We start from the raw sequence: 23,934 nt of genomic DNA, 5'->3' as shown, positions 1-23,934 counted from the left end.
TTTACCAGCCTTGACTACTTCTTAATGGACTGTTTTCTAGTACAAAACAGATGTCTAATTGCCCTAAGGCTTTGTCCAATGGTCTGTTGGCAAAGCCGGCAAAATCGTAGATGACATAACCATGTTGCACCATAAAATCGATGATTTCATGTAGCAATGGCTGATTGGGAGAAAACCTAAATAGTGATGCTTCTAATATAAAAATATCTGTCTTTCCTAAGATACTTTTTGCTCCCTTAAGTACTTCAATTTCAAATCCTTGTACGTCTATTTTACAAATATCCGGGACCGGCATTTTTTGTGTTTCTATCAAATAATCAACGGTGTAAATAGGTACTTTTCTTTGTTGTTTTCCACTTTCTTCTCCTTCAGGCAATAAAAATGATGAACCCGCAAAATCATCCCAAACACTAAGGGTTAGTTCGCCATTTTCAGCACCAGCACCACCTTGAAACCATGCTCCATTGTGGGATTTTAGGAAAGTCTCTATGTAAGGCTTCATTTCGTCCTGGGGCTCTATCATGTAGTAGGCCGCTTCGGGAAAAATATCTGAAGTCATCAGGCTCCAATCGGCCTTGTGAGCTCCTATATCAAGTATATTTTTTACAGAAGCACCTCTGTTTTTGATTCCTTTCAAGAAAAGAACCATATCACCTGAGATACTATTTTTGCTCAATACATGGTAGCCAAACTTATGGGCCAAGCTTTGTACGAGGTCTTTTATTTTTTTCGCAATCATTTATAAATGCTTAAAATGTCTCTAGTTTTTTCTAAAAATGCCCGCTTCCATTTTCTGTCGGGCTCTAAATGATTCCCTTCGGCCCATTCATTCCATGCATTGATGAATACAAAGTTCTCTTCCTCAGAGTAAACCTCTGTTTTTTCGCAGGTATCTTTTAGCCATTCGGCATATAGATCGGGAGTGGCATCGGTCATGATAAAGGCGTTGTTTTTCCTTCTGGCACTGTTGTCCCAGCCAGGCACTACACAATGAAAATGCTTGTTGGGTGGGCAAGATTTGGCCATCATTCGTTTTGTAACTTCCTTGAAATTAATTTTTCTATAGGTTTTTCCCAAAGAAAACTTGTTTTTGATTCTATCCCAGATATTTGGAACAATCTCTAAGTTTTTCCAATCAGGTTGCCATTCTATGACCACATCAAAACCCAATTCTTCGGCGTCTGGTATATAGTGTGAAGAGGTTTTTATCCCGCCCAAATAGATGTCTTTGAAACCATGCTCTTTTGCCACATTTCGCCAAATCTGAATCGTTTCCTTCAGGTCAGGAATGATGTGGGAGTTGTAAAAAAGGAAAAAAGGTTTTCCATCGATTTTTATGTAACGCTCATCTTTGAATTCGTTTTCGCAAAGGTATTTTGCATGAGCGGCATGGTCTCCGGCATTGTATTTTTGCTCCATCAGCACCTCTTGGTCTTGTCCATCCCAACGCCTCGACCAGTTTTCATTGGCCCACGCCAACATAAATGGGAAATCGGGCTTTTTGCTTGCAAGTATCTTATTTACAGGAGTTTCTAAGAGTCTTTTGCCATTGAACCAATAGTGGTAAAAGCAAAAACCTGCCAGATTGTGTTCTTTGGCCAAATTGGCTTGGTCTATGAGAGTTTGTAGTAAACGCATGTCATAAAAACCCAAATCTGCTGGCAAATGCGGCTGATAATGGCCTTTGAAACTCGGGCGGGCCTTGGTCACATTGGTCCATTCCGTAAAACCCTTTCCCCACCATTTGTCGTTTTCTGGAAAAGGATGAAACTGGGGTAAAACAACGGCTAAAGCTCTTAATTTTTTCTTTGCTGACACTCGAAATAGGTTATACGCTCTTTATCAAAATACAAATTTAAGACAAATAGCCTTATAACCTTTTGATTTGGTAGATTTAGGCTTTATTTTTTTCTTGACAAAGCTCTATCAGCACGCTATTGGTGGTTTTGGGATGTAAAAAACACACCAATTTATTGTCTGCCCCGTTTTTGGGTTCTGTATTTAGTAAGATAAAACCCTCACTTTCCAGTCTTTTCATTTCAGCCCTTATATCACTTACCTCAAAAGCTATGTGGTGAATTCCCTCTCCCTTTTTTTCTATAAATTTGGCAATGGGACTTTCAGAATTTGTGGCTTCCAATAATTCTATTTTTGAATCTGCCAATTGGAAAAATGAAGTTTTTACTCCCTCTGAGGTGACCTCTTCTTCTTTGTAGTAGGCTTTATTAAACAGTTTGCTAAATATTTCATTAGAAGTTTCCAGGCTTTTGACAGCAATGCCAATATGTTCTATTTTTAGCATAAAGGATTATTATTTTCGAGGTTTGAGGTCTATTTCCGAACAAATTTATATAATTTTGAGGTGAGTAAATCTATCTATAAGTTTTATATTTTTTAAAGAAACATGGCCAAACCCGCCGCCCCAAAAGAAACTCCACTATCAAAACAATACAATCAGATAAAAGCAAAATACCCTGGGGCAATGTTACTCTTCAGGGTGGGTGATTTTTATGAGACTTTTGGTGAAGATGCCATTAAGGCGTCAAAGATTTTGGGTATCGTGCTTACCAGAAGAAACAATGGTGGAGCCCACGAGGAATTGGCTGGTTTTCCGCATCATTCTTTAGATAATTATCTTCCAAAGCTCGTTAGAGCTGGGCAACGTGTGGCCATTTGTGACCAACTCGAAGACCCAAGCCAGGCTAAGGGTATTGTGAAACGTGGAGTGACCGAATTGGTAACCCCAGGAGTCTCCTACAACGATAATGTGCTTGACCTTAAGCACAACAATTACTTGGCTTCGGTGCATTTTGCTGCTGAAGACTATATGGGTGTGGCTTTTTTGGATATTTCTACAGGAGAATTTTTTACTACCGAAGGCTCCGTGGCTTACATCGATAAGCTTATTCAAGGTTTTAGTCCTGCAGAGATTTTGTATTGTAAAAAGCACAAGCTAAAGTTTGAAGCCTTGTTTGGCGACAAATACAACACCTATACTTTTGATGATTGGGCCTATTCTTATGACTTCGCTTACAACCTGCTGACAGGGCATTTTAAGACCAACTCTCTGAAAGGATTTGGTATAGAAAACCTCAAGGAGGGCGTTACTGCGGCTGGGGTTATTCTGCAATATTTGGCTGATACGGAACACCGTGACATCAATCATGTAAGTAGCCTAACAAGGCTTGACGAAGAAAAATATGTTTGGCTCGATAGGTTTACTATTCGAAATCTAGAGCTGATCTATGCTCAATTTGAAGGTGGGGTTCCTTTGATAGATATTTTGGATTACACTTACACACCCATGGGAGCGAGGTTGCTCCGTAAATGGATGGTCCTGCCGCTCAAAGAAAAGAAACCCATAGAGGAGCGACTAGATACAGTGGAAATGTTTCTCAAAGACGAGGATATTTTGACTGATTTGAGCCAAGTACTCAAGCCCATTGGTGATTTGGAGCGGTTGGTTTCTAAAGTTGCCGTTCGAAGAATCAGCCCCCGAGAATTGGTTCAACTCAAAAGAGCTTTGCTTCAAATTGAACCCATTAAGGAGCTTTTGGGTAAAAAAACACATGAAAATAAGGTTCTCGAAAAATACATCAATCAACTGAATGATTGTAAATTTTTGATAGACAAAATCACCAAAGAGCTACGCGATGATGCCCCCAATTTGAGCAATCAAGGAGGTATGATTTGCACAGGCGTGGATGCAGACCTAGACGAATTGCACAAAATTGCTTTTTCAGGAAAAGATTATTTAGTGGATTTGCAGAATCGTGAGTCTGACCGCACGGGTATTCCTTCTCTAAAAATTGCTTTTAACAAGGTTTTTGGATATTATCTCGAAGTTTCGAATGCCCACAAAAACAAGGTTCCAGTAGAGTGGATTCGTAAACAGACACTTGTAAATGCCGAAAGGTATATCACAGAAGAGCTCAAGATTTATGAAGAAAAAATTCTAACAGCCGAGAGCAAAATCTTTGAGATTGAATTCAAGATTTTTAATGACCTAGTTATAACGGCTTCTGAATTTGTGGCACAGATTCAACAAAACGCACGAGTGATTTCTACCATCGATGCCTTGCTTTCGTTTGCTCATGTGGCCAAGAAGAATAAATATTGTAAGCCAAAAGTAACTGAGGATAAGGTGATTGATATTAGAGATGGTCGTCATCCTGTTATTGAGCAACAGCTACCCTTGGGAGAGAGCTATGTACCGAACGATATTTTCTTGGACGACCAAGACCAACAAATTATTATCATTACTGGTCCAAACATGGCTGGTAAATCAGCACTGTTGCGACAGACTGCTCTAATAGTTTTAATGACCCAAATTGGTTGTTACGTGCCAGCCTCGGCTGCCGAAATCGGTCTGGTAGATAAAATATTTACCAGAGTAGGGGCGAGTGATAACCTTTCACGTGGTGAAAGTACTTTCATGGTGGAGATGATTGAGACGTCGTCTATTCTAAATAATCTGAGCGACAGAAGTTTGGTAATTATGGACGAAATTGGCCGTGGAACGAGCACATACGATGGTGTAAGTATTGCCTGGAGTATTGCGGAATACCTGCACAATCACGCCAAGTTTAAGCCTTGGACACTCTTCGCTACGCACTATCACGAACTTAACCAACTGACGGAGGATTTTAAACGCATTAAGAATTTCAATGTTTCGGTAAAAGAGTTGAACGGAAAGGTGGTTTTTCTAAGAAAACTAAAAGAGGGAGGAAGCGAGCATAGTTTTGGTATTCATGTGGCACAGATTGCGGGAATGCCACAATCGGTGGTTTTAAGAGCCAACGAAATCTTGCATCACCTCGAGAAAGACCATATCAAAGAAAAGAACAAGGAAAAGATAAAAGAAGCTCCGAAGAATAATTTCCAGTTAAGCTTTTTTGATCCGGTAGATCCGGTAGGAGAGGAGTTGAAAACGAAATTGACCGAACTGGATGTGGATACCATGTCGCCGATAGAGGCATTGCTAAAGCTGAATGAACTGCGTAGAATGTTGGTGAAGTGAAATCGAGAGTGTTTTGATAAAGATAGCCTTTCATCCCATTTATTGTCATCCTTTGCCCGAAGGGCACAGGTTTCCGATGCTCAAATATGAGCTATTGCCCGAACAATTGTTGTACGAAGGGACATTTAAGCCTGAGAATTTTTTCAAACCTCAAAAGGTAGAACCTGAGGATGTTATGAGGGCCCATACGCTAGAGTATTATAACGATTTACTTTCTCTAAGTCTATCTCCAAAAATGATTAGGAAGATAGGGTTTCCGTTGACAGCGGAATTGGTCGAAAGAGAATTGATAATTACCCAAGGCACGATAGATTGCAGTTATTTTGCCCTTGAAAATGGTATTTCGTTCAATATAGCTGGAGGAACCCATCATGCTTATTCAGCTGCTGGTGAGGGTTTTTGCTTGCTGAATGACGTGGCAGTGGCTGCTATGAAGATGTTGCATGACAAAAAAGCCAAGCAGGTTATGGTGGTAGATTTGGACGTACACCAAGGCAACGGCACTGCCAAGATTTTTGAAAATACTCCGGAGGTTTTTACTTTTTCTATGCACGGAAAAGACAATTATCCTTTACAGAAAGAAATCTCCGACTTAGACATTCCCTTGCCTACTGGATGTGCTGACGAACAATATCTTGGCCTGCTACAATGTCATTTACCCCGACTTTTGGCAGAAGTTGCCCCCGATTTTATTTATTACGTTTCGGGAGTTGATATTCTTGAAACGGACAAACTCGGAAAACTCAAGGTTACCCTTGATGGATGTAAAAAACGGGATGAAATGGTACTGGAGATTGCAAAGAGGAATAACATTCCAGTCGTGGTGGTGATGGGAGGCGGATATTCGCCTAAAATAGCTGATATTGTAGAGGCTCATGCCAATACCTTCAGAGTGGCAGAAAGTATTTTTTGATTATTTATCTTCTAAAGAGTCGTATTCTGAATCTTCATAATCTGAGAAATCGAAATCCTCAGGACTAAGCATTTCGTCTTGAAAGTCGTCTTTCAATTCTGAACTAAAGGTGTATTTTGGTTGGTTTTGCATAATGGCTTTGTAAGCGTATGATTCATGCCACAAATTTCTGCAAAATCAGTTTGTTCTGACAATTTTAGAGGGTTATTAAATTGTTAAATTGAGTGTTTTTGTTGGCGATGAGCTATTGCACAAAGTTGCACGAAGGAGACACAAAGGTTCACAAAGAGTTAGTTTTAAGTGTTTTAGGGATACTTTGCGACCTTTGCGGCATTTTCTTTGCGGTCTTTGCGTTTAAAAATAACGGTGCTGTGTTGTTACACAAAGTTGCACGAAGGAGACACAAAGGTTCACAAAGTTCTGCTTATAAGTACTTTAAAAAAGCTTTGTGTCCTTTGCGTGCATTTTCTTTGCGGTCTTTGCGGTTAAAAATAACGGTGCTGTGTTGTTACACAAAGACACACAAAGTTGTCACAAAGTTTCACTAGAGCTTTGTGTGGTTGCTGTTATTATTTTAATATTTGTCTAAATATTTATATAGTTAAAATATTTATTAGAAGTTAATGCCAAAGTTCACACTTAAACCCTCATATTCAGGAATGATTTGGCATACTCCGCCTACACAAAATAGGCCTTCTCTTACTTTTCCATAGCTGATGCCAAGGGTTTTTGAGCCAAGATTGAAGTTGCTACCGACTTGATAATAATGCTCATTCTGAGAATAATTAACTTCGTCAGTAACGAAAACAGACCATTTAGATTTAATCCTCAAATCTACTAATGCCAAAGCCCAAGAGCCTTTGTCTTGGCGTGTATAAAGATGTTGAGCTTGGGTATTGAGGCTGAGATTTTTATTGATTTTGTGCGTAATATCTAATACAATAGCTTGATATTTAACTATTTCGGGAAATCCGCCCAAAACAATTCCTTTATTGAAATGGGCATAATTAGCTAAAAGACGGAGCTTAGAATTTTCATTCAAGTCCTTGGCGTATTCTAACCCGATTTCACGGTAAAGTGGCATGGGGTTTTCAAGAAGTTTTGGTTGTTGGTACAAACTAAAATTTGCATTGAGTTCGACTCCGTTTTCTGTAAAATAAGTCCAATCTAACTGTCCGCCTATTTCGGCCATTACCTGTGATGCATAAGGATATAGCGTGAGTAATCTGTAAGTATTGAGTTTGGTAAAGTTGGGAATAAAGTTGATTACCGCGGTATTAAGTCTGGTACCTCTTTCTGAGCGAAAATCCATGTTTTCGGTACGTTTGAGATGAAGAACTAAGGCATTTTTGCTATTGGACCAATCGAATATACCAACGATTGCGGAACCTCTATTGTTGGAATTACCTATCATTTCTTCGAATTCCACCGACTTGCTAGCATACTCCAGATTCACCGAAAGTTTTTCGCCCTGAATACCAGTTCTCAGGGCAGTGGCGTAAACCAACTCCTTGGCTGCCAATGCGGATACCTCATTTTTTTCCGTCTTCAAAACATTACTCAATCCTACAAAAAAGAGGCTGTTGTTTACTTGGTCTCGAAGCTCTACATCCAAACCTGAAACCCAGCCATTGGCATGTTTGAAGCCCACCCGCTGTTTACCAGTGAGCGACTTTACAATTATTTTGCCAAGTATAAAATTTCCCCAAAAACCATCCAGAGAATTGTCCATACCAATGGCCCGTTGTTCTTGGGTTTTAAAAATCAGACCAGTGCCAAACTGCTCGTAATGATTTCCAAGTCCTAGCTCCACTCTTTTGTGTTTATACTTTACAAACTTTGAAGCCAAACCCCAACCTTTCATTTCATCTGGCATACCTACCTGCGGCTCCAAATAGCTTTCTAGCCGAATACCAGCCGTTATTTTGTTTTTTTGCAAATAAATATCAGCATAGCTTTGGTTTGAAACGTTGGGATAGTAGACGAAAGGATTTAGGCTTTGATTGTAGAGAATATGGGAGCTTCTTAAATTTCCCCAAAACCGCAGTGGAGTTTTGACACTGTCGCTTGGATTAGATGTAGCCAAGGCCATTTGTGTGGAAATTAAAAAAGCAAAGAGAACTTTCATTTCAGTAAATCAACATAATTGTTTTCGTCGCCTTTGCTATATGTATTAAAACTGGCCTTTAGCAGCCCAGTTTTGTCGTAGAGATATGTTTTAGGTAGGCTAATTACTCCTAAGACACGCATGTAATCTTGATTGGTGTCAAAAAGCAAATGTGCCGACCACCTCTTCTGTTTTGAAATAGTTTTAGCTTTGCTTAAACTTCTTACTTCATCGGTATTTATGAGTATAAAATTGACTTCTAATTTTTGCTCTTTTATGATTTTATCTAGGGATATTATTTCCTCAAGACAGGGTTTGCACCAGCTAGCCCAGAAACTGATGACAGTTGGTTTTCCTGGTTCAACCAGACTTTTCAGTTCTTTGGTGTTTCCTTCGAGGTCTAAAAGAGTGATGTTTAAGATGGTTTTTTGGGAAAAAACCGGACTGTAGGAGAAAAGCAATAGAAACAAAATTGCAAGTCGTTGCATGCTATTTTTTGACAATCAGTGAAATATCTTACTATAGGTTATCTTCCAAAAACCAGACCAATAATTTAGTTTTTGATGAAGGTACTCGAAATGATTCTATTGGGCGTATTTAATTTCAATATATAACTACCGCTTGGTAAGTTTCTGAGGTCTATTATATTTGAATTTGGAGCTAAATTCTTGATCAACTGTCCATTGGTATTTAAGATTTCGATAGACTTTAAATCCTTCAAGAGGTGCTGTAATTCTAAGAATTCGGAGGCTGGATTTGGGAAAATGTTAATTTCTTTTCCGTTGATTTCGTTTCCTGTAATACTTCCCAAACTTTTCAATTCTTTCATGATGAGTGCATTTGGGTCGAATATGACATCTTTTACTGGTTCTTGTAAGTTTTTGATTTCAAATGATTGAGTGATCTCGTTTTGAAAAACTTTGTGCAATATTTCCTTGCCTGATTGTAGCACTATTCTGAATTCTATCGGCATCTTAAAGAAACTCGGATTGGTACTAAGTTTTTCTTGGCTGACATCTATTTTTAAAACATCAGGAGCAGTTTGTGTATAACCAAAAGTATATTTGGGATAAGAAACGCCGTAAATCCATTCGTCAAAAAAATACTTGAGGTCCGTCTTGCTGGTTTCTTCGGCTATTTTCCGGAAGTCATCCACCGTGGCGGCTTTGTGTGCAAACTCCGAGTTTTGGTAGTTTTTTAATGTTTTGAAGAAAACCGAATCGCTCAATACGCCACGAAGCATGTGCAACACTACAGCTCCTTTGCCATAGGTTAGTCCATAGTCAAATACAAGGTTTTCGATAGCCGGATTAGAAATATAGACAGGTTCCGTGGTTTTCTTGGCTGCAGCTATGTAGTCATTAATAGTTTGGAAGTACACCGTTTTGCCGTATTTGTGTTCTTGGTACAAAGCCTCTGCATAGGACGCAAATGCTTCATTTACAAATATATCCGACCAAGTTTTACAAGTGATTTTGTCGCCAAACCATTGGTGGGCCAGTTCATGTGCAATGAGATCTTCGGAAAAACCACCCATCGAACTCACCGTTTGATGTTCCATACCCCCACCAAAATTACACATGGCATGTCCGTATTTCTCGTCTATAAAAGGATATTCACCAAACAAATCAGAGAAGAATTTTAGCATGTCGTTGGTTTGGTCAAGCTGCTTTTTTACGGTGCTGGTCAGGGCTTCCGGATACATATAATGCACCACGGGCATAGTTTTGCCCTTATAGCTGAAGGTACTTTCGTAGGTAAGATAGTTAGAGCAGGCTATGGATATCAAATAGTGTGCTATCGGATGTGAGTTTTTCCATTTGTAGGTTTTAAGGCCGTTTTCGGCTGGAATTTCAGAAATAAGAACACCATTGGAGACCGACACAAAGCTCGAAGGCAGAGTAATCGAGACTTCCGAACTGTCTATTTTATCGGCGGGGTTGTCTTTGCAAGGCCACCAGTCGGGTGCTCCGTAAGGTTCACTCAAAGTCCATACTACGGGTGACTTTGCTGGCCCGTGGGTAGAAACACTGAAGCTACCAAATGCCGAGGTGCGAGGAGTGCCTTTATAGAATATCTCTAGGCTTTGAATGTCATTGGCTTTCAGAGTATTGGGTAGTGTGAGGGAAAGTTTATTGGAAGCTTGGCTAAAGGTAACTTTTTTGCCTGAAGTCACCACCGAATCCACTTTCATGTTAGCTTGTAAATCGAAGCTTACTGTCTTGATTTCTGATAATACCTTAAATCTTGTAAACACGCTGGCCGATAAAAATCTGGTGGTGGGATTGATATTCAGCTTGATGCGGTGATAACCCACATCTATGTTTATGTCGCCCGGATATTGTACTCTCGATTGGGCATTTTTTTGTTTCAAGGCTGCTGCTTTATGAATGGCACAAGCTTGGCCAGTTAGAGGTTGGGCCAAAGAAGGTAAACGAATTATTGAGAAACATAAAACTACCAGATAGAATCTCATAAAGTCTTTAATCATCGAATTTGATTTGGTAAAGCATCTTTCTTTCATTTTTTAAGTTTTTGTTCTCATTTTACTTTTCTTCATTTACTCTAATATACGCAGTTAGTAAATGCAAAGTACTCCGTCTTAACGATGTTGGATGGATTATCCTTTGCAAATATAGGAATTTATAATATCAGTGAAGAGATACTCGATTAAACATGTGTTATTGAACGGTGAGCTTGCCAAGATTTCAGAAATCAAAAATGCCTTTGGAAACATGTCCAAAGGCAATCTGTTTTTGAAAAAGGTGAATCAGCAGGAAAGGTATGTCATGTTAGTCGCCAAACTCTGCAAAGATTTTTAAGAGCTCGGTTACCTTGTTTATTTGTAATTTGTTGTAAATGTTTTTACGATGTGCTTCAATGGTGTGAAAACTTATTCCGAGTGAGCTGGCCATATCTTTTGACGAAAGTCCATCTTTTATTAAGAGTATAATTTCCAGTTCTCTTGCACTGAGGTTATATTTTTCTTGGATTTTATGATGAACGCCGTTTTTGTTATAAGCTTTAATACCAGGGTCATAAAAGGAACCTTCTTTCATGACAATTCTAATAGCAGCTACTAGTAATTCTTTGGGTGAGGACTTTAATATATATCCCGATGCTCCATTTTTGTGTGCATATTCCAGATAGATCTGTTCATTACTGTTGGCTAACATAATGATTTTTACTTTTGGATTTTGCTTGTGAGTTAGATTTAGGAAATCCCAAATGTTCTTTCCCATGCCATTGGCGTCCAAAAGTATTACTTCTGGATCGAAGGATTTAATTGTTTCCGTTACACTGTTTTCAGAGGTTGTTAGTCCTTCAACAGTGAAATCTTTATTTTCGGTACTTAGTAATGATTTTAGAGCATCTATATATAATGATTGATGGCTCAATACCATTATTTTTATATTGTTTGGGCTACTCATAATTGTAGATTTATTGGGCTATTTTACTCTTTGGAAAATTTATTCAACGGCGTATTTTTCAAAAATAGGTCTTTAAAACTGTAAAAAAAAATATATTTATTATTCGGTATGTGCCTTGTTTTCAGGTAAATATTCACCGTGGAATTCAAGGAAAATTGACCTTTAAAGGAAAACAGTTATTGACTGCATTTTTGATACCTGAAAACACTTATTTCATACCATCAATTGGTATAAAAATTACCATTATTATGGAATTGTAGAGGCTTCCATTAGTTCGGAGTTTTGTATTTCCCAAAAACTAATGAAACTATGGATTTTTACTACTTAAAAAAAAATGACTCAGTAGATCTTAGTCAACTCGTCTTTTTAGAGGCTCTTGAAAACTACACATTGTTTCATCTTATCGATGGCTCTAAGGTTATTTCATCTTTGACGCTGAAACGTCATCAAGAGAACTTACTGCACAAAAGTTTCCTCAGAGTGAATAGGTCCATGATGATAAATGCTCTGTTTGTTGATTCCATAGTTTTGAAAAAAGACACCCACTATATATGTCTGCAAAACGGCAAGGAGATCCGAGTCTCCCGACGGCGGCGAGACACCTTGGCCGACCTAGCCTCTTAGTTTCTTCCAACCTTAGTATTTATACATTAAAAAGATTCCTTAAAACTATTTTAAAATAACCTCTTTATGAGAACATTTTCTACTACTGCAAAAATTACTTCTTACTTATCCAATGCACTCTCGATGTTGCTTGGTTTTTTTATAAATCTTTTTCAAAAGACCGAAACACCTGATGTACTTAAACTTTCCATATATAAGGGAAAGGGATATTTGAAGGCTTGGGTGCTTTTGTTACTCCTTGGCGTGAGTGGGGGAGTGATGGGGCAGACCACTTTGATGAGTTGGGATATGAGTACGCAAACTGGTACCGCGGCAGTTGGATCCTTAGCTCCAGGTTTTGCAAATGGTAACTTAGCTACTAGTTCAGGTGCACTTACTAGAGGAGCAGGTGTAACCCCGTCAGGATTAACTAGAGCTTGGGGTGGCTCAAATTGGGAACAAACTGGAATAGCAAACCTTTCAAGCAATAAAAATATTACCTTTAATGTTACTCCGAAGTCTGGTTTTGCTGTGAGTTTAAGTTCAATAAATCCATTTTCTTATAGAAGGTCGGGAACTGGACCATCAAATGCAATAATTGAAGCCACAGCAAATAGTGTTACTTCTGGAATTTCCCAAGGCTCAATAGCTTTTGGTAATTCTACAAATACAGGAGCTGATATTACACCAACAGTAAATTTAGGTGCTGATAATTTTCTTCAAAACATTAAAGGTCCTATTACTTTTAATCTTTCGCCTTATGGAGCTACTAGTGCAGCAGGTACATTATATATTTTTGATGTTGCCAATTCTACAGCCCCAGATTTTTCTATAACAGGTCGAATTTTAGGCACAGAAACCTTGGCACTCACCGGTTTTGAAACCTGTTTCGGGATTGCTAGTGCAAGCCAAACTTTTACATTAAAGGGAGATGGCCTTTTGGCCGCTGCAGTTAATTTGACTGCTCCCACGGGTTTTGAAATTTCTACTGATAATATTTCATATAGCGGTACTTTGAGTATTACTCCAAGTTCAGGAAGCGTAAATAATCTAGTTTATGTAAGAATAAAGTCCACAACAGTGGCGGGATCTTATTCTGGAGATTTAACTATAATTGGGGGTGGATTTACGGCTGATGCAGATTTGAAAGTCGCTTTGAGCGGCGTTGTTAATCCTACACCTACTGCAGCAGTACTTTCTGGAACGGCTACGATATGCGAAGGTTCTAGTACAAATCTAGCTGTGGCTATTACAGGTGGTACAAGCCCATTTTCAGTGGTTTACAATGATGGATCCGTTAATTTTCCAGTTCCGGCATATAATTCTGGAGCCAATATTCCTGTTAGTCCTATTTCTAGCAAAACATATACATTAGTCTCAGTAACAGATGCGGAAGGTTGTGTTGTGGCAAGCCCCTCAGGCGGAGCTACTGTAACAGTAAATACTCGCCCAACTTCAGGTGTTATAGTTGGAAACGCAACTATTTGTAGCGGCCAAAGTACAAATTTAACTGTTACAATTGCTGGCGGGGCAAGTCCGTTTCAAGTGGTTTATTCAGATGGCTCCACCAATACAACATTAAGTTTATATACTAGTGGTTCTAATATTGCGGTAAGCCCAACTAGCACCACAACATACACCATAGTTTCTATTACAGATGCCAATGGTTGCACTGTTGCTAGTCCTTCTGGAAGTGCAGTAGTAACAGTAAATCCAACACCTTCGGCCGGTGCATTAAGTGGAACGGCAACAATTTGTAGTGATGCCTCAACAAACCTAGGTGTAGCAATTACAGGTGGTACAAGTCCTTTTACAATAGTTTATAGTGGAGGGACTATTAATAGTTATATTTCTACGGCAGCTATTCCAGTAAGCCCAGCATCTACGACTACTTATACTTTAACATCCGTAACTGATGCCAATGGGTGTACGGTGGCAAGTCCTTCTGGAAGTGCAGTTGTGACAGTAAATCAAAGACCAACAGCGGCAGCTATTTTAGGTACAACGACCATTTGTAGTGGGCTCGGCACAAGTCTGGTTGTAAATATTACCGATGGGCAGTCTCCATTTACTGTTGTACATAGTGGTGGCACTGTTAGTAGTTATATTTCGGGAAGTCCAATTATGATTACCCCAACATCTACAACTACTTACACTATAGTTTCTGTAACTGATGCTAATGGATGTACCGTTGCCACTCCTACTGGTAGTGCGGTTGTTACTGTAAATCCAACTCCAGTTGGTACTAATACCACTTTGCCAGCTATATGTTCAGGAACAAGTGTTGGCTATGATTTGACTACGAATGTTGCTGTGAATAGTACTTATTCGTGGGTTGCTTCCACCCCACCACCATTTATTACTGGTGCGTCAACCACTGCCCAAACAGGTTCAATTATCAATGATGTACTATCCAATAACGATATTACTGGTAATTTCAACGTTGTCTATACCGTAACACCTACTAGTGTGGTAGGATCGTGCATTGGTAGTGCCTTTACTGTCACAGTTCCAATAAAAATGAATTTGGTTACCAATTTAAATGGTTCCGCATCTAATTCTTCAACCAGTATTTGTTCTGGAGAATCTACCAATTTAGTTTTTTTTAGCTTGCCATTTTTGGGAGCAGCCTCTATAGATTATTCAGATGGTTCAAGCACATCTACGGTTTCATTACCATCAGGTGGAGTAGTACCAATTAGTGTTAGCCCAACAACAACCACTACTTATACACTCCAAAGCATCACTGCAAATGGTTGTACCAAAGCTTTAACTGGGCCAAGTAGAACTGTAACTGTAAACCCGCTTCCAACAGGAACGTTAACTGCCACTGAAACTTCAGGAACTACACCAAACGATAATATAATCTGCTCAGGCGATGCAGTTACTTTTACAGCACCATTGGGGTATTCGAATTATAACTTTAAAGTAAATGGATTAAGTGAGCAATCTGGTAATTCAAACACTTATACTGCCAGTTTCTCAGGAGACGTAACTGTTACAGTTGAAATAACCTCAGCAGATAATTGTATTGCAACGCTCACTGGAGTTAATATAACTGTTGGTTCATGTGGAGTTACAAACGTTACTCGTTCTAAAAACTATGCCACTATCCAACAAGCTATAGACCATTCTTCTACTCAAAATGGAGATGAGATTACTGTAGCCTCGGGTACTTATAATGAACTGATCAATGTAAATAAACCTAACCTAGTTATTAGAGGAGTTGGGCTAACAAAACCTATATTAACTTGGACAGGTACCACTCCAGGTGATCTAGTAAAAGGTTTAGTTACTATTAATTCTGCAGGTGCTACCATTGAGAATTTTGCCATGAATGTGGATTTGTCCAAATTGAATAGTGCAATTGCAGCTAATGGAACGAATGCCAATAACTTGACGGTAAAAGATAATATAATCAATCCAATTCTGAGTGGAGCATACATTGGAGGTTATGGTCGAAGAAATGCAATAAATATAAATTATAGAGATAGCAGAGTTAGTAATTCAAATCCAACAGGGATTTTGATTTCTGGTAATACAGTGACTTACAATGATGGAGGTACTCCAAGTGTATTGACCGATGATGCAAGTTTTAGAAGTGCCTTGGCCACAGATGAAGCCGGACTTACCATAAACGGGAATACTTTTCAAACTCCTGAAAATGATATTGAAGTTCGATTTGGAGGTGGAGGTAATATAGTTGTAACCAATAATAACTTTAATGGTAATGGGGCTCGTATTGGTGAATTCAATGGAGGTGCTGGAACAATAAATATTTCCGGCAATACCTTCACAGGTACTTTTTTAAATGCCTTCGGCAAAACAGGATTGACACTATTCAATAATTTTCAAAATAAAGCAACCACCGTATCAAATAATACATTTACTGGGGTAGATAAAAGTATCAGTTTAGAGAATTATAGGTCAGTTACTATTAACAATAATACTTTTACACCGTCTAGTGGGTCTACTACGTTTAAACATCTTACAATAAATACAAAAGAGTTTAGTTCATCAAGTGGGTTTTATGACCCGAATGTTGACCTTGTCCTAACGAATAATAAATTTAATGGTTCTGGAACAAATGGTGGTACAGCTTTAGGTTTTTATAATAATGATAATAATACGACTGTTACCCCGGGTCCAGCACCAGTATTTGGCACATTTACATTGGGTACTGTTGGGAATGAAAATGAATTTGCTTCAGGTATTGCCTCATTTATTTATTTAGACAACAATGTTTCTACCTTGACTCCTGGCCCTACTCAATCTGCTTGTTGGTCTTTGGATCTAAATGCTGGGAATAATAAATTTGATTTAGGGACAGGTTTACTGTTGCCGTCTGCAATGGATTTGTCTCAAAGAACTTTCCTTGAAACAAAACTAACTCACAAGCCAGATAACGCCTGCCTTGGAAATATTAGATATTATTTCCCGATTTATAATGAAACACAAAATACATATCATTATAGCATTCAGGAAGCAATCGATGCAGTTTCAACCACAGTTGGTGACGTTATCTCTGTTCCCGCTGGTACTTATAACGAAAATATAAATGTCTCTAAAAGACTTACTTTAAAAGGAGTAAATAATGGAACTTCATGTTCTGGTACTAGGGTGGCAGAGTCTATTATTAATGGAGCTACAGGAGTAGCGGTTACAATAGCGGCCAATGGGGTAGTTGTTGATGGCTTCACAATTAATGGTTCTACGGGTGTTACTTCAACTGGTTTTGAAGGGCCGCAAGTAAGAAACAATATTGTAAATGTTGGTGCAGTCGGAATTAGCATTAATAACGTACCACCGAGCTCTCCAATGTTTATAACAAATGTTCAAAATAACTGTTTGAACGTTTCTAATCAAGTGGTTTCTTCTACACCGACAGTAGGTATCTTGCTCAATGGAATAACTTCAGTTGGACCAATTAATATTGGCAACAATAATATTAGCGGAGGTTTCTATGGTTATTTAGTTCATAAGTTAGGTATGAACCCTATGAACATGATAATTAACGATACTATTTCAGGTACCATGCAGGGGATTGCAGTTGTAAATACTTTGGATAATATTAATTTTTTCCCTTCATATCTTTCAATTAATGGGGTTTCTATGACTGGATTCACTGGGAGTCATCCTAGCCTAACTGCATATAATCATCATGCAGGTATTTATGCCTTTACAGGTGGAGCCTCAGCAACCAATGGCATTACCCTCAATGTAAATAATGTAACTATTGACGGTACAGGGAAACCCAACCAATCAAGTGCTGGTATTTATCTAGGAGATTTTTCAACTTCTGGAACAGGGCCTTTTCAAACCGTCAATATTACAAACTCAAACATAATTAACAACAAAAATCGAGGCTTGGATGCTAGAGGTCGAGTATTGGCAACGATAAGTAATTCGGTCCTTACCAATAACGGAAATGATGCCTTTGGTTCTGGAAATGATGGATTTACGATTATTTCACAACAAAATTCACAAGTGGTAGCTTCAAACAATACTATTACTTTGCCAGCAACTAGTACCACTAAAGTGTTTGGACTATTTACAGGTCTAGGCACAACTAATCTAATCGAGGCTCATGATAACAGTATTTTGTTAAACGGCAATGCTTCTACTGGTTCTTTATTGGCAAGGTCGGATGCGGGCACAGGGAATATAGATGCCACTTGTAACTGGTGGGGAGGTATTGCAGGAGCTGTATCGCCACTAGTATTGGGTAATGTTACCTTTGAGTTTTTCAGAACATCAGGAACAGATACAGACGGCTCAACTCTTGGCTTTCAACCAGCTTCAGGTACTTGTAACGGGTGCTCTACAGGAAATTTAGTGACCAATACAACTACAGGTGAAATATTCTGTACGATACAAGGGGCGATTGATGATGTACAGACTTTAGCTGGACATACTTTGGAGATTGCTTCAGGAACTTATGATGAGCAAGTTTTAGTGACTAAAGGGGTGAATATTAAGGGTGTTGGTACGACAAAACCAATAATTAATTTCACTGGAACTGTTTCAGGAAAACCTACTCTTTTTGATGTGTCGGTAGATGGGGCTGTAATTGATAGCCTTAATTTTAAAGTAGATTTGTCTAAACTAAGAAGTGCAGTAATTGCTAGTGCAGCTGGTTTAGATAATATCATTGTAAAAAACAATACTATTGAAGCATACGGCACCCCTGCCGGTAGCTATGGAGACAGGAACGCTGTGAGTGTAAATTATAGTGGCTCGACAAATTACAGAGTAGCAACGGGTGGTGTAAATAGTGTGACATTTACTGGCAATTCAGTTTCTGGAACTCCTAGTGGCTACTTTAGGTCGGCTATTGCTATAGATGAAGGTGCAGGTACCATTACAGGAAACACACTTCAAACCATTAATCATGATGTTTTAGTTAGATTTAACGGTAATGGAATTGTAAATATTTCTAACAATAATCTAAATGGTGGAGGAATTGAACTTTCAGACCAAAACGCTGGTTCGGGAACATTAACGGTATCAAACAATATATTCACAGGTGTAGGTGCACCAGGAACTGCAATGCTAAGAGTTAAAAATAATTACAACAGCATACCACATATTATTTCTGCAAATACCTTTACAAATCATGATTGGGCGGTTTCTTTAGAAAACACGAATGCCGTCACACTTGATGCAAATATATTTAATACAAGCGTTGCCACAGCGAAGGCAGTAGTTGTAAACACTAAATCACTTAGTAGTAACTCTAGTACTATTACTCAAGTAGCAGTTGGTGGTACTTTTACAAATAACAACTTTAATGGAACGGGTAACGCAATAATGTTCCTCAACCACGACAGCGACAATGATTCGTATGGAACTTTTCTAATGGGTACTGCTGGCAATGAAAATAATTTTGCTTCTACTCTCAGTTCATATATTGCATTTGATGGACAAACGGGAACATCTACAAGTTCTGCTTTTCCTACTTATCCTGGAACTGGAGGATGGCCTACAGCTATGGCATGTTGGGATCAAGACTTAAATGCCGAAAACAATAGATTTGATGTAGGTGCAGGTTTACAATTACCATCGGCAATGAATTTAGCTCAAAGAACTACCCTTGAATCGAAACTTACACATGATCCTGATTTGGCTTGCTTGGGTAAAATTCAATATTTTAAGCCAGTTCATAATTTCACTCAAAATTTGTACTATACCAATATCCAGCCAGCAATTAATGCTGCTAACCCAAATGATGTCATTAAATTAGCTGAGTGGACGTTTAACGAAAGGGCGGTTATTGACAAATCATTGACAATTGAAGGATTAAATTCTGATAAATCTTTGACAGTAATAGATGGTACAGGTTTAACATCAGTCGGTTCAGCTGCTGGAGATAAAAGTGGTATTAAAATTAATTCTGGAGTTACAGGTGTTATTATCAAAAACTTAACACTTCAAAACTTTACTGGTGGAGGCGGAAATGCCGACGCTGGTATATATGCAATTGGTAGCAATAATAATTTAATGGTAACCAATGTAGCACTTAAAAACAATGTAGCAGCCTCAGGTTTTTATGCCAATGGCCCAGTAAATACAGTTTCAATCACCAACTCTTTGGTTGAAAATAATGGTTCAGTGACATCAAGAGTTAGAGGAATTGTCATTTGGAATGGGTTCAAGCAGAATATAACCATCACTGGAAATACAATTATTAATAATGATTGTTGCGGCATTGAGCTATCAGATGGAACTGCTTCTGCTGTAAATGTTTCAGGAAATACCGTTATAATAGGCTCTGGAGACAATGCCTTAGGCATCAATGGCCTAAGAACAATTACAGGTAACAATACCATAAATACCAACATTATAACCGGCGGTGGCAGATTTGGTATTGAACTCAAAAATCCTTCCGATAACGATGGAGGGGCAAATACAACTACAGTTTCTGGTAATACTGTTACTCTTTCATCACAGAACTCTGATGTGCGGGATAGAGCAGGTATAGCCGTATTTAGAAGGTTCCTCGATTCGGGAAATCCGGACAATCATCCAGATGCACCAAATGGTGTCATAATTTCGGGGAATAATGTCAGTGGGTATCAACAAACAAGTAATAGTGAAGGCTTTGGTATAGTAGTTGAGGGGGAAAACCATACTATAAATGGTAATATACTTACTAATAACGATATTGGTATTCAACAGCAAGCTGGACATACTCCTTTTACAACAAATATTGGAACAGAAAGTAATCAAGCAAATTTAGCTGACCTATATTTCGGAAGAGGAAATTCGCCAACCATTTGTAATATTACAGTTTCTGGAAACACTTTTAGTGGCAATACCACAGATGAAAGAATAGTAACAGGTGGTGGTATAGGAGCTATTGTAACTACTGTAACCCCAACTGTTGATGATCCAACTGATCAAATAGTTTGCGAAGGGGGTTCAACCACAGCTGTAACATTTACTGGAAATAGTCTTCCAGGTGTAGTTTACAACTGGACGAATTCAAATACTGCGATTGGTTTAGCTGCGAGTGGTACAGGCAATATTGCTATTTTTACTGCAAACAATACAGCCACCACTGCTATTACGGCAACAATCACTGTTACACCAAATGCTAATGGATGTTCGGGTACACCACAGACATTTACTGTAACCGTAAATCCCAAGCCAGAAATGGTTGATCCGACGGATTTAACGGTTTGTTCAGATGTTGAGATTGATGTTGACTTTACAGATGACTTAGGAACTGTTACTACTTATGCTTGGAGTATTACCAATCCAACAAGTCTACCGTCTGGCTTAACAGCAAGCAGCCCTAGTGGCACAGGAGATATTGATAATCTCAAGCTAAAGAATACTACTGCAACTAATCAAACAGTTACCATAACAGTTACTCCAACAAGTGCGGCAGGATGTGCCGGAACAGCACAAACATTTACTATTACTGTAAAGCCAGAACCTGTGGGGATAGCCAGTGTTCCTACGCAAACAGTTTGTTCTGATGCTTCAATTGCAGATATTGAATTAGGCACAAGCAACTCTTTAGCCGGAACAACCTACTCATGGACAAGAGATAATACTAATGTTACTGGTTTGGCAACTACTGGTACTGCCAATATTACAGGCATTCCAAATAATGTTACTGGCACAAGTCAAACGGTTGTGTATACTATTACTCCTACTACCAGTGGCTGTGTTGGTGCCACTTTTACTGCATCTATCACAGTTAAACCAGAGCCAGTAGGTACCGTCTCAATTGCTAGTCAAACAGTTTGTTCTGACGCTGCAATTACTACCATAGAACTTGGAACTAGTAACTCTTTGGCGTCTACTACCTATTCATGGACAAGGGACAATATTACCAATGTTACAGGACTGGCTAATACGGGAACAGCTAATGTTTCGGGAACACCAAATAATGTCACAGGTGTGCCTCAGACGATTGTTTATACAATTACTCCAACTACGGATGGATGTGTAGGAAATACATTTACAGTGTCAGTAGTGGTAAATCCAGAACCAGTAGGTACAGTTTCTTTAGCTACCCAAACCGTTTGTTCAGACGTTGCAATTACAACTATAAATTTAGGAACTAGTAATATGCTTTCTGGTGTAACCTATTCCTGGAGTAGAGATAATACTACGGCGGTTACAGGATTGGCCAGTACTGGAACTATAAATATTACTGGAATACCTAATAATGTTACTGGAGCAACACAAACAGTTGTTTATACTATTACCCCTTCAGTTGGATCTTGTGTAGGAAATATATTTACAACCGAAGTATTAGTGAAACCTGAACCCGTAGGAACAGTTTCACTTGCAACTCAAACTGTTTGTTCGGATGTAGCTATTACGGATATAACCCTTGGAACTAGTAACTCATTAGTTGGCACAACCTATTCTTGGACCAGAGATAAAGCTTTAGAAGTAACAGGATTGGCTTCCTCTGGAACTACCACCATAACAGGGACACCAAATAATGTCACTGGAGTTCCTCAAACCATTACATATACCATTACACCAACAACAGATGGATGTATTGGTAATACATTTACAGCCACGGTTATTGTTAATCCTGAACCTGTAGGTGTTGCAACGCTCTCCTCTCAAACCGTTTGTTCAGATATCGCAATTTCTGAAATAGTGCTAAGTACAAGTAATTCTATAAGTGGAACAACCTATACTTGGACAAGGGATAAGACAACTGAAGTAACAGGATTGGCTTCATCGGGTTCTGGTAATATTATAGGAACCCCGAACAATATTACTGGATCTAGTCAAACAGTAACCTATACCATTACTCCAACCTCTGGTACTTGCGTAGGCAATGATTTTACTGCGACCGTAATTGTTAAACCTGAACCAGTAGGAGTTCCAACTCCATTAACACAAACAGTTTGTTCAGATGATAATATTACCCCAATTGCTTTATCTACCAGCAATTCGCTTTCTGGAACGACGTATTCTTGGACAAGAGATAAATTAGCAGAAATAACTGGACTTGCTTCAACGGGAACTACTAACATTTCTGGCTCTGGAAATAATGTTACATTAGCAAATCAAACGGTAACTTATACCATTACTCCTACATATGATGGTTGTATTGGGAATACATTTACCTCGGCAATTACGATAAAGCCTGAACCTAATCCTGTTCCAACAACAACTATTCAAAAGTGTTCAGCAGAACCTTATACATTTGATTTTGATACCTATATTCAAAACAATAGTACTGATTTAGGACAAGTAACTTATACCTATTCAGTTGTAAAAGTTCCGAATTTGCCACTTTTGGACCCAGATCCAGCTGGTACTAGCTTTACCAGTTTGAATGGTGAAATTTCAAATACCATAACAAATTTTGGAACAAACCCTATAACAGTAAGATATACAGCCACACCATTGGGTGCAAATGGTTGTGTTGGAACTCCGTTTGTTGTAAATGTTGTAATCAACCCAGCACCTATCGTGAATATATATCCTAATGGAAGTGATGATTTGTGTGCAGGAGATACGAGAATAATTTCCGGTGGGGTAAGTCCAACAGGAACTTATACAAACGTTTGGTCTATTGATTCTCAAACTTCTGGAATAGGAGCATCTTTGAGCTCAACAGGAAGTATTTCTACATCTTTAGTAATTCCAGCCAATGCAATGGCCGGTACTATTGTGGTGAAATTCTTGGCAACAAATACAGCGACTGGATGTTCGAATTCGACTCTTTACACTTTTACAGTTAAAGAGAAGCCTGTCATTACGATTGCCACTCCTGTAATATCTAATTGTGAAGGAGTAAGCACCCCAGGTAAAGCAATTTTCAATTTTACGGCTGCAGGTGTTTCAGCTTTGCCAACGACAGCTGGAATTAGCTATCATACTTCTGCCTCTGATGCTCAAAATAACTTGGGAGCGATTACTAGCCCTTACTTAGGTTCAAATAACCAAATTATTTATGTAAGAGCTTCCAATGGTGCTTGCTTTGCGGTATCGACTTTTACTTTGGTGGTGAATCCAACGCCAGCGGTACCAACTTTAATAGCTGTTGCACCAACCTGTACATTTGCTGGTAGTAGTACAATTTCAAATTATAGTTCTACCAATACCTACACCTTTAGCCCAGCAGGTCCAACAGTAGGAGCAGGTGGCTTGATCACAGGCATGACAGTAGGATTACCATACACCGTTACCTCAGGAATCGGAGCGTGTACTTCAGTAGCGAGTGTAAGCTTTAGCAATGCGGCGATGTTGGAGACTCCAGCAGTACCAACGATAACAAGTACAGCAGCAAGTTGTGCAGCGGATGAGATCAGCAGCATTGGCAACTACGACGGAACAGTAAGTTATACTTTCAGCCCGGCAGGCCCATCGGTGATTG

Annotated in this window: 12 protein-coding genes; 4 read left to right on the top strand and 8 right to left on the bottom strand. The window is 38.9% G+C overall.

What is annotated here, in order from left to right:
- Position 1 precedes the first annotated feature (1 nt).
- From EGI31_RS04775 to mce, 3 genes are all read right to left on the bottom strand, one after another.
- Positions 2 to 739 carry an FkbM family methyltransferase gene (locus EGI31_RS04775; RefSeq protein WP_255036025.1) on the bottom strand — a complete coding sequence of 246 codons (738 nt, stop codon included), beginning with the start codon at positions 737 to 739 and terminating at the stop codon, positions 2 to 4.
- Positions 736 to 1,818: a glycoside hydrolase family 99-like domain-containing protein gene (locus tag EGI31_RS04770; protein WP_255036024.1), complete on the bottom strand. Its 1,083-nt coding sequence runs from the start codon at positions 1,816 to 1,818 to the stop codon at positions 736 to 738. Before EGI31_RS04770 ends, EGI31_RS04775 begins: the two co-directional genes overlap by 4 nt.
- Before the next feature lie 76 nt (positions 1,819 to 1,894).
- Positions 1,895 to 2,302, bottom strand: a complete 408-nt coding sequence (gene mce / locus EGI31_RS04765; protein WP_255036023.1) for a methylmalonyl-CoA epimerase — start codon at positions 2,300 to 2,302, stop codon at positions 1,895 to 1,897.
- Between the two features lie 102 nt (positions 2,303 to 2,404).
- Here mce and mutS point away from each other — a divergent pair, with 102 nt between their 5' ends.
- Positions 2,405 to 5,020 (top strand): DNA mismatch repair protein MutS, encoded by a 2,616-nt coding sequence (gene mutS, locus EGI31_RS04760; RefSeq protein ID WP_255036021.1) that lies wholly within the window; start codon positions 2,405 to 2,407, stop codon positions 5,018 to 5,020.
- 13 nt (positions 5,021 to 5,033) lie between these two features.
- On the top strand, positions 5,034 to 5,933 hold the full coding sequence (locus EGI31_RS04755; protein ID WP_255036020.1) for a histone deacetylase family protein: 900 nt from the start codon (positions 5,034 to 5,036) through the stop codon (positions 5,931 to 5,933).
- On the opposite strand, the gene EGI31_RS04750 is transcribed toward EGI31_RS04755, so the two are convergent.
- From EGI31_RS04750 to EGI31_RS04730, 5 genes are all read right to left on the bottom strand, one after another.
- Positions 5,934 to 6,065, bottom strand: coding sequence for a hypothetical protein (locus EGI31_RS04750; RefSeq protein ID WP_255036019.1), 132 nt, complete (start codon positions 6,063 to 6,065; stop codon positions 5,934 to 5,936).
- Positions 6,066 to 6,546: 481 nt separating this feature from the next.
- Complete coding sequence (locus EGI31_RS04745) at positions 6,547 to 8,061, bottom strand: DUF6029 family protein (protein ID WP_255036018.1); 1,515 nt, start codon at positions 8,059 to 8,061, stop codon at positions 6,547 to 6,549.
- Entirely contained in the window at positions 8,058 to 8,528 is a 471-nt protein-coding gene (locus EGI31_RS04740; RefSeq protein ID WP_255036017.1) for a TlpA family protein disulfide reductase, read from the bottom strand. The genes EGI31_RS04745 and EGI31_RS04740 overlap by 4 nt, the downstream gene beginning before the upstream one ends.
- A gap of 65 nt (positions 8,529 to 8,593) precedes the next feature.
- Positions 8,594 to 10,564 (bottom strand): M1 family metallopeptidase, encoded by a 1,971-nt coding sequence (locus EGI31_RS04735; RefSeq protein ID WP_255036016.1) that lies wholly within the window; start codon positions 10,562 to 10,564, stop codon positions 8,594 to 8,596.
- Positions 10,565 to 10,832: 268 nt separating this feature from the next.
- Positions 10,833 to 11,471 carry a LuxR C-terminal-related transcriptional regulator gene (locus tag EGI31_RS04730; protein ID WP_255036015.1) on the bottom strand — a complete coding sequence of 213 codons (639 nt, stop codon included), beginning with the start codon at positions 11,469 to 11,471 and terminating at the stop codon, positions 10,833 to 10,835.
- Between the two features lie 309 nt (positions 11,472 to 11,780).
- On the opposite strand from EGI31_RS04730, the gene EGI31_RS25390 reads away from it, so the two are divergent.
- A complete protein-coding gene (locus EGI31_RS25390; protein WP_374760676.1) occupies positions 11,781 to 12,095 on the top strand; it encodes a LytR/AlgR family response regulator transcription factor in 315 nt (104 codons plus the stop codon).
- Between the two features lie 66 nt (positions 12,096 to 12,161).
- Positions 12,162 to 23,934 (top strand): PKD-like domain-containing protein (locus EGI31_RS04725; RefSeq protein WP_255036014.1); only part of this gene is annotated, 11,773 nt, incomplete at its 3' end.

This window comes from Lacihabitans soyangensis (genome assembly GCF_024343775.1).
Lineage (GTDB): Bacteria > Bacteroidota > Bacteroidia > Cytophagales > Spirosomataceae > Leadbetterella > Leadbetterella soyangensis.
This window is presented reverse-complemented; position numbering and strand designations above follow the sequence as displayed.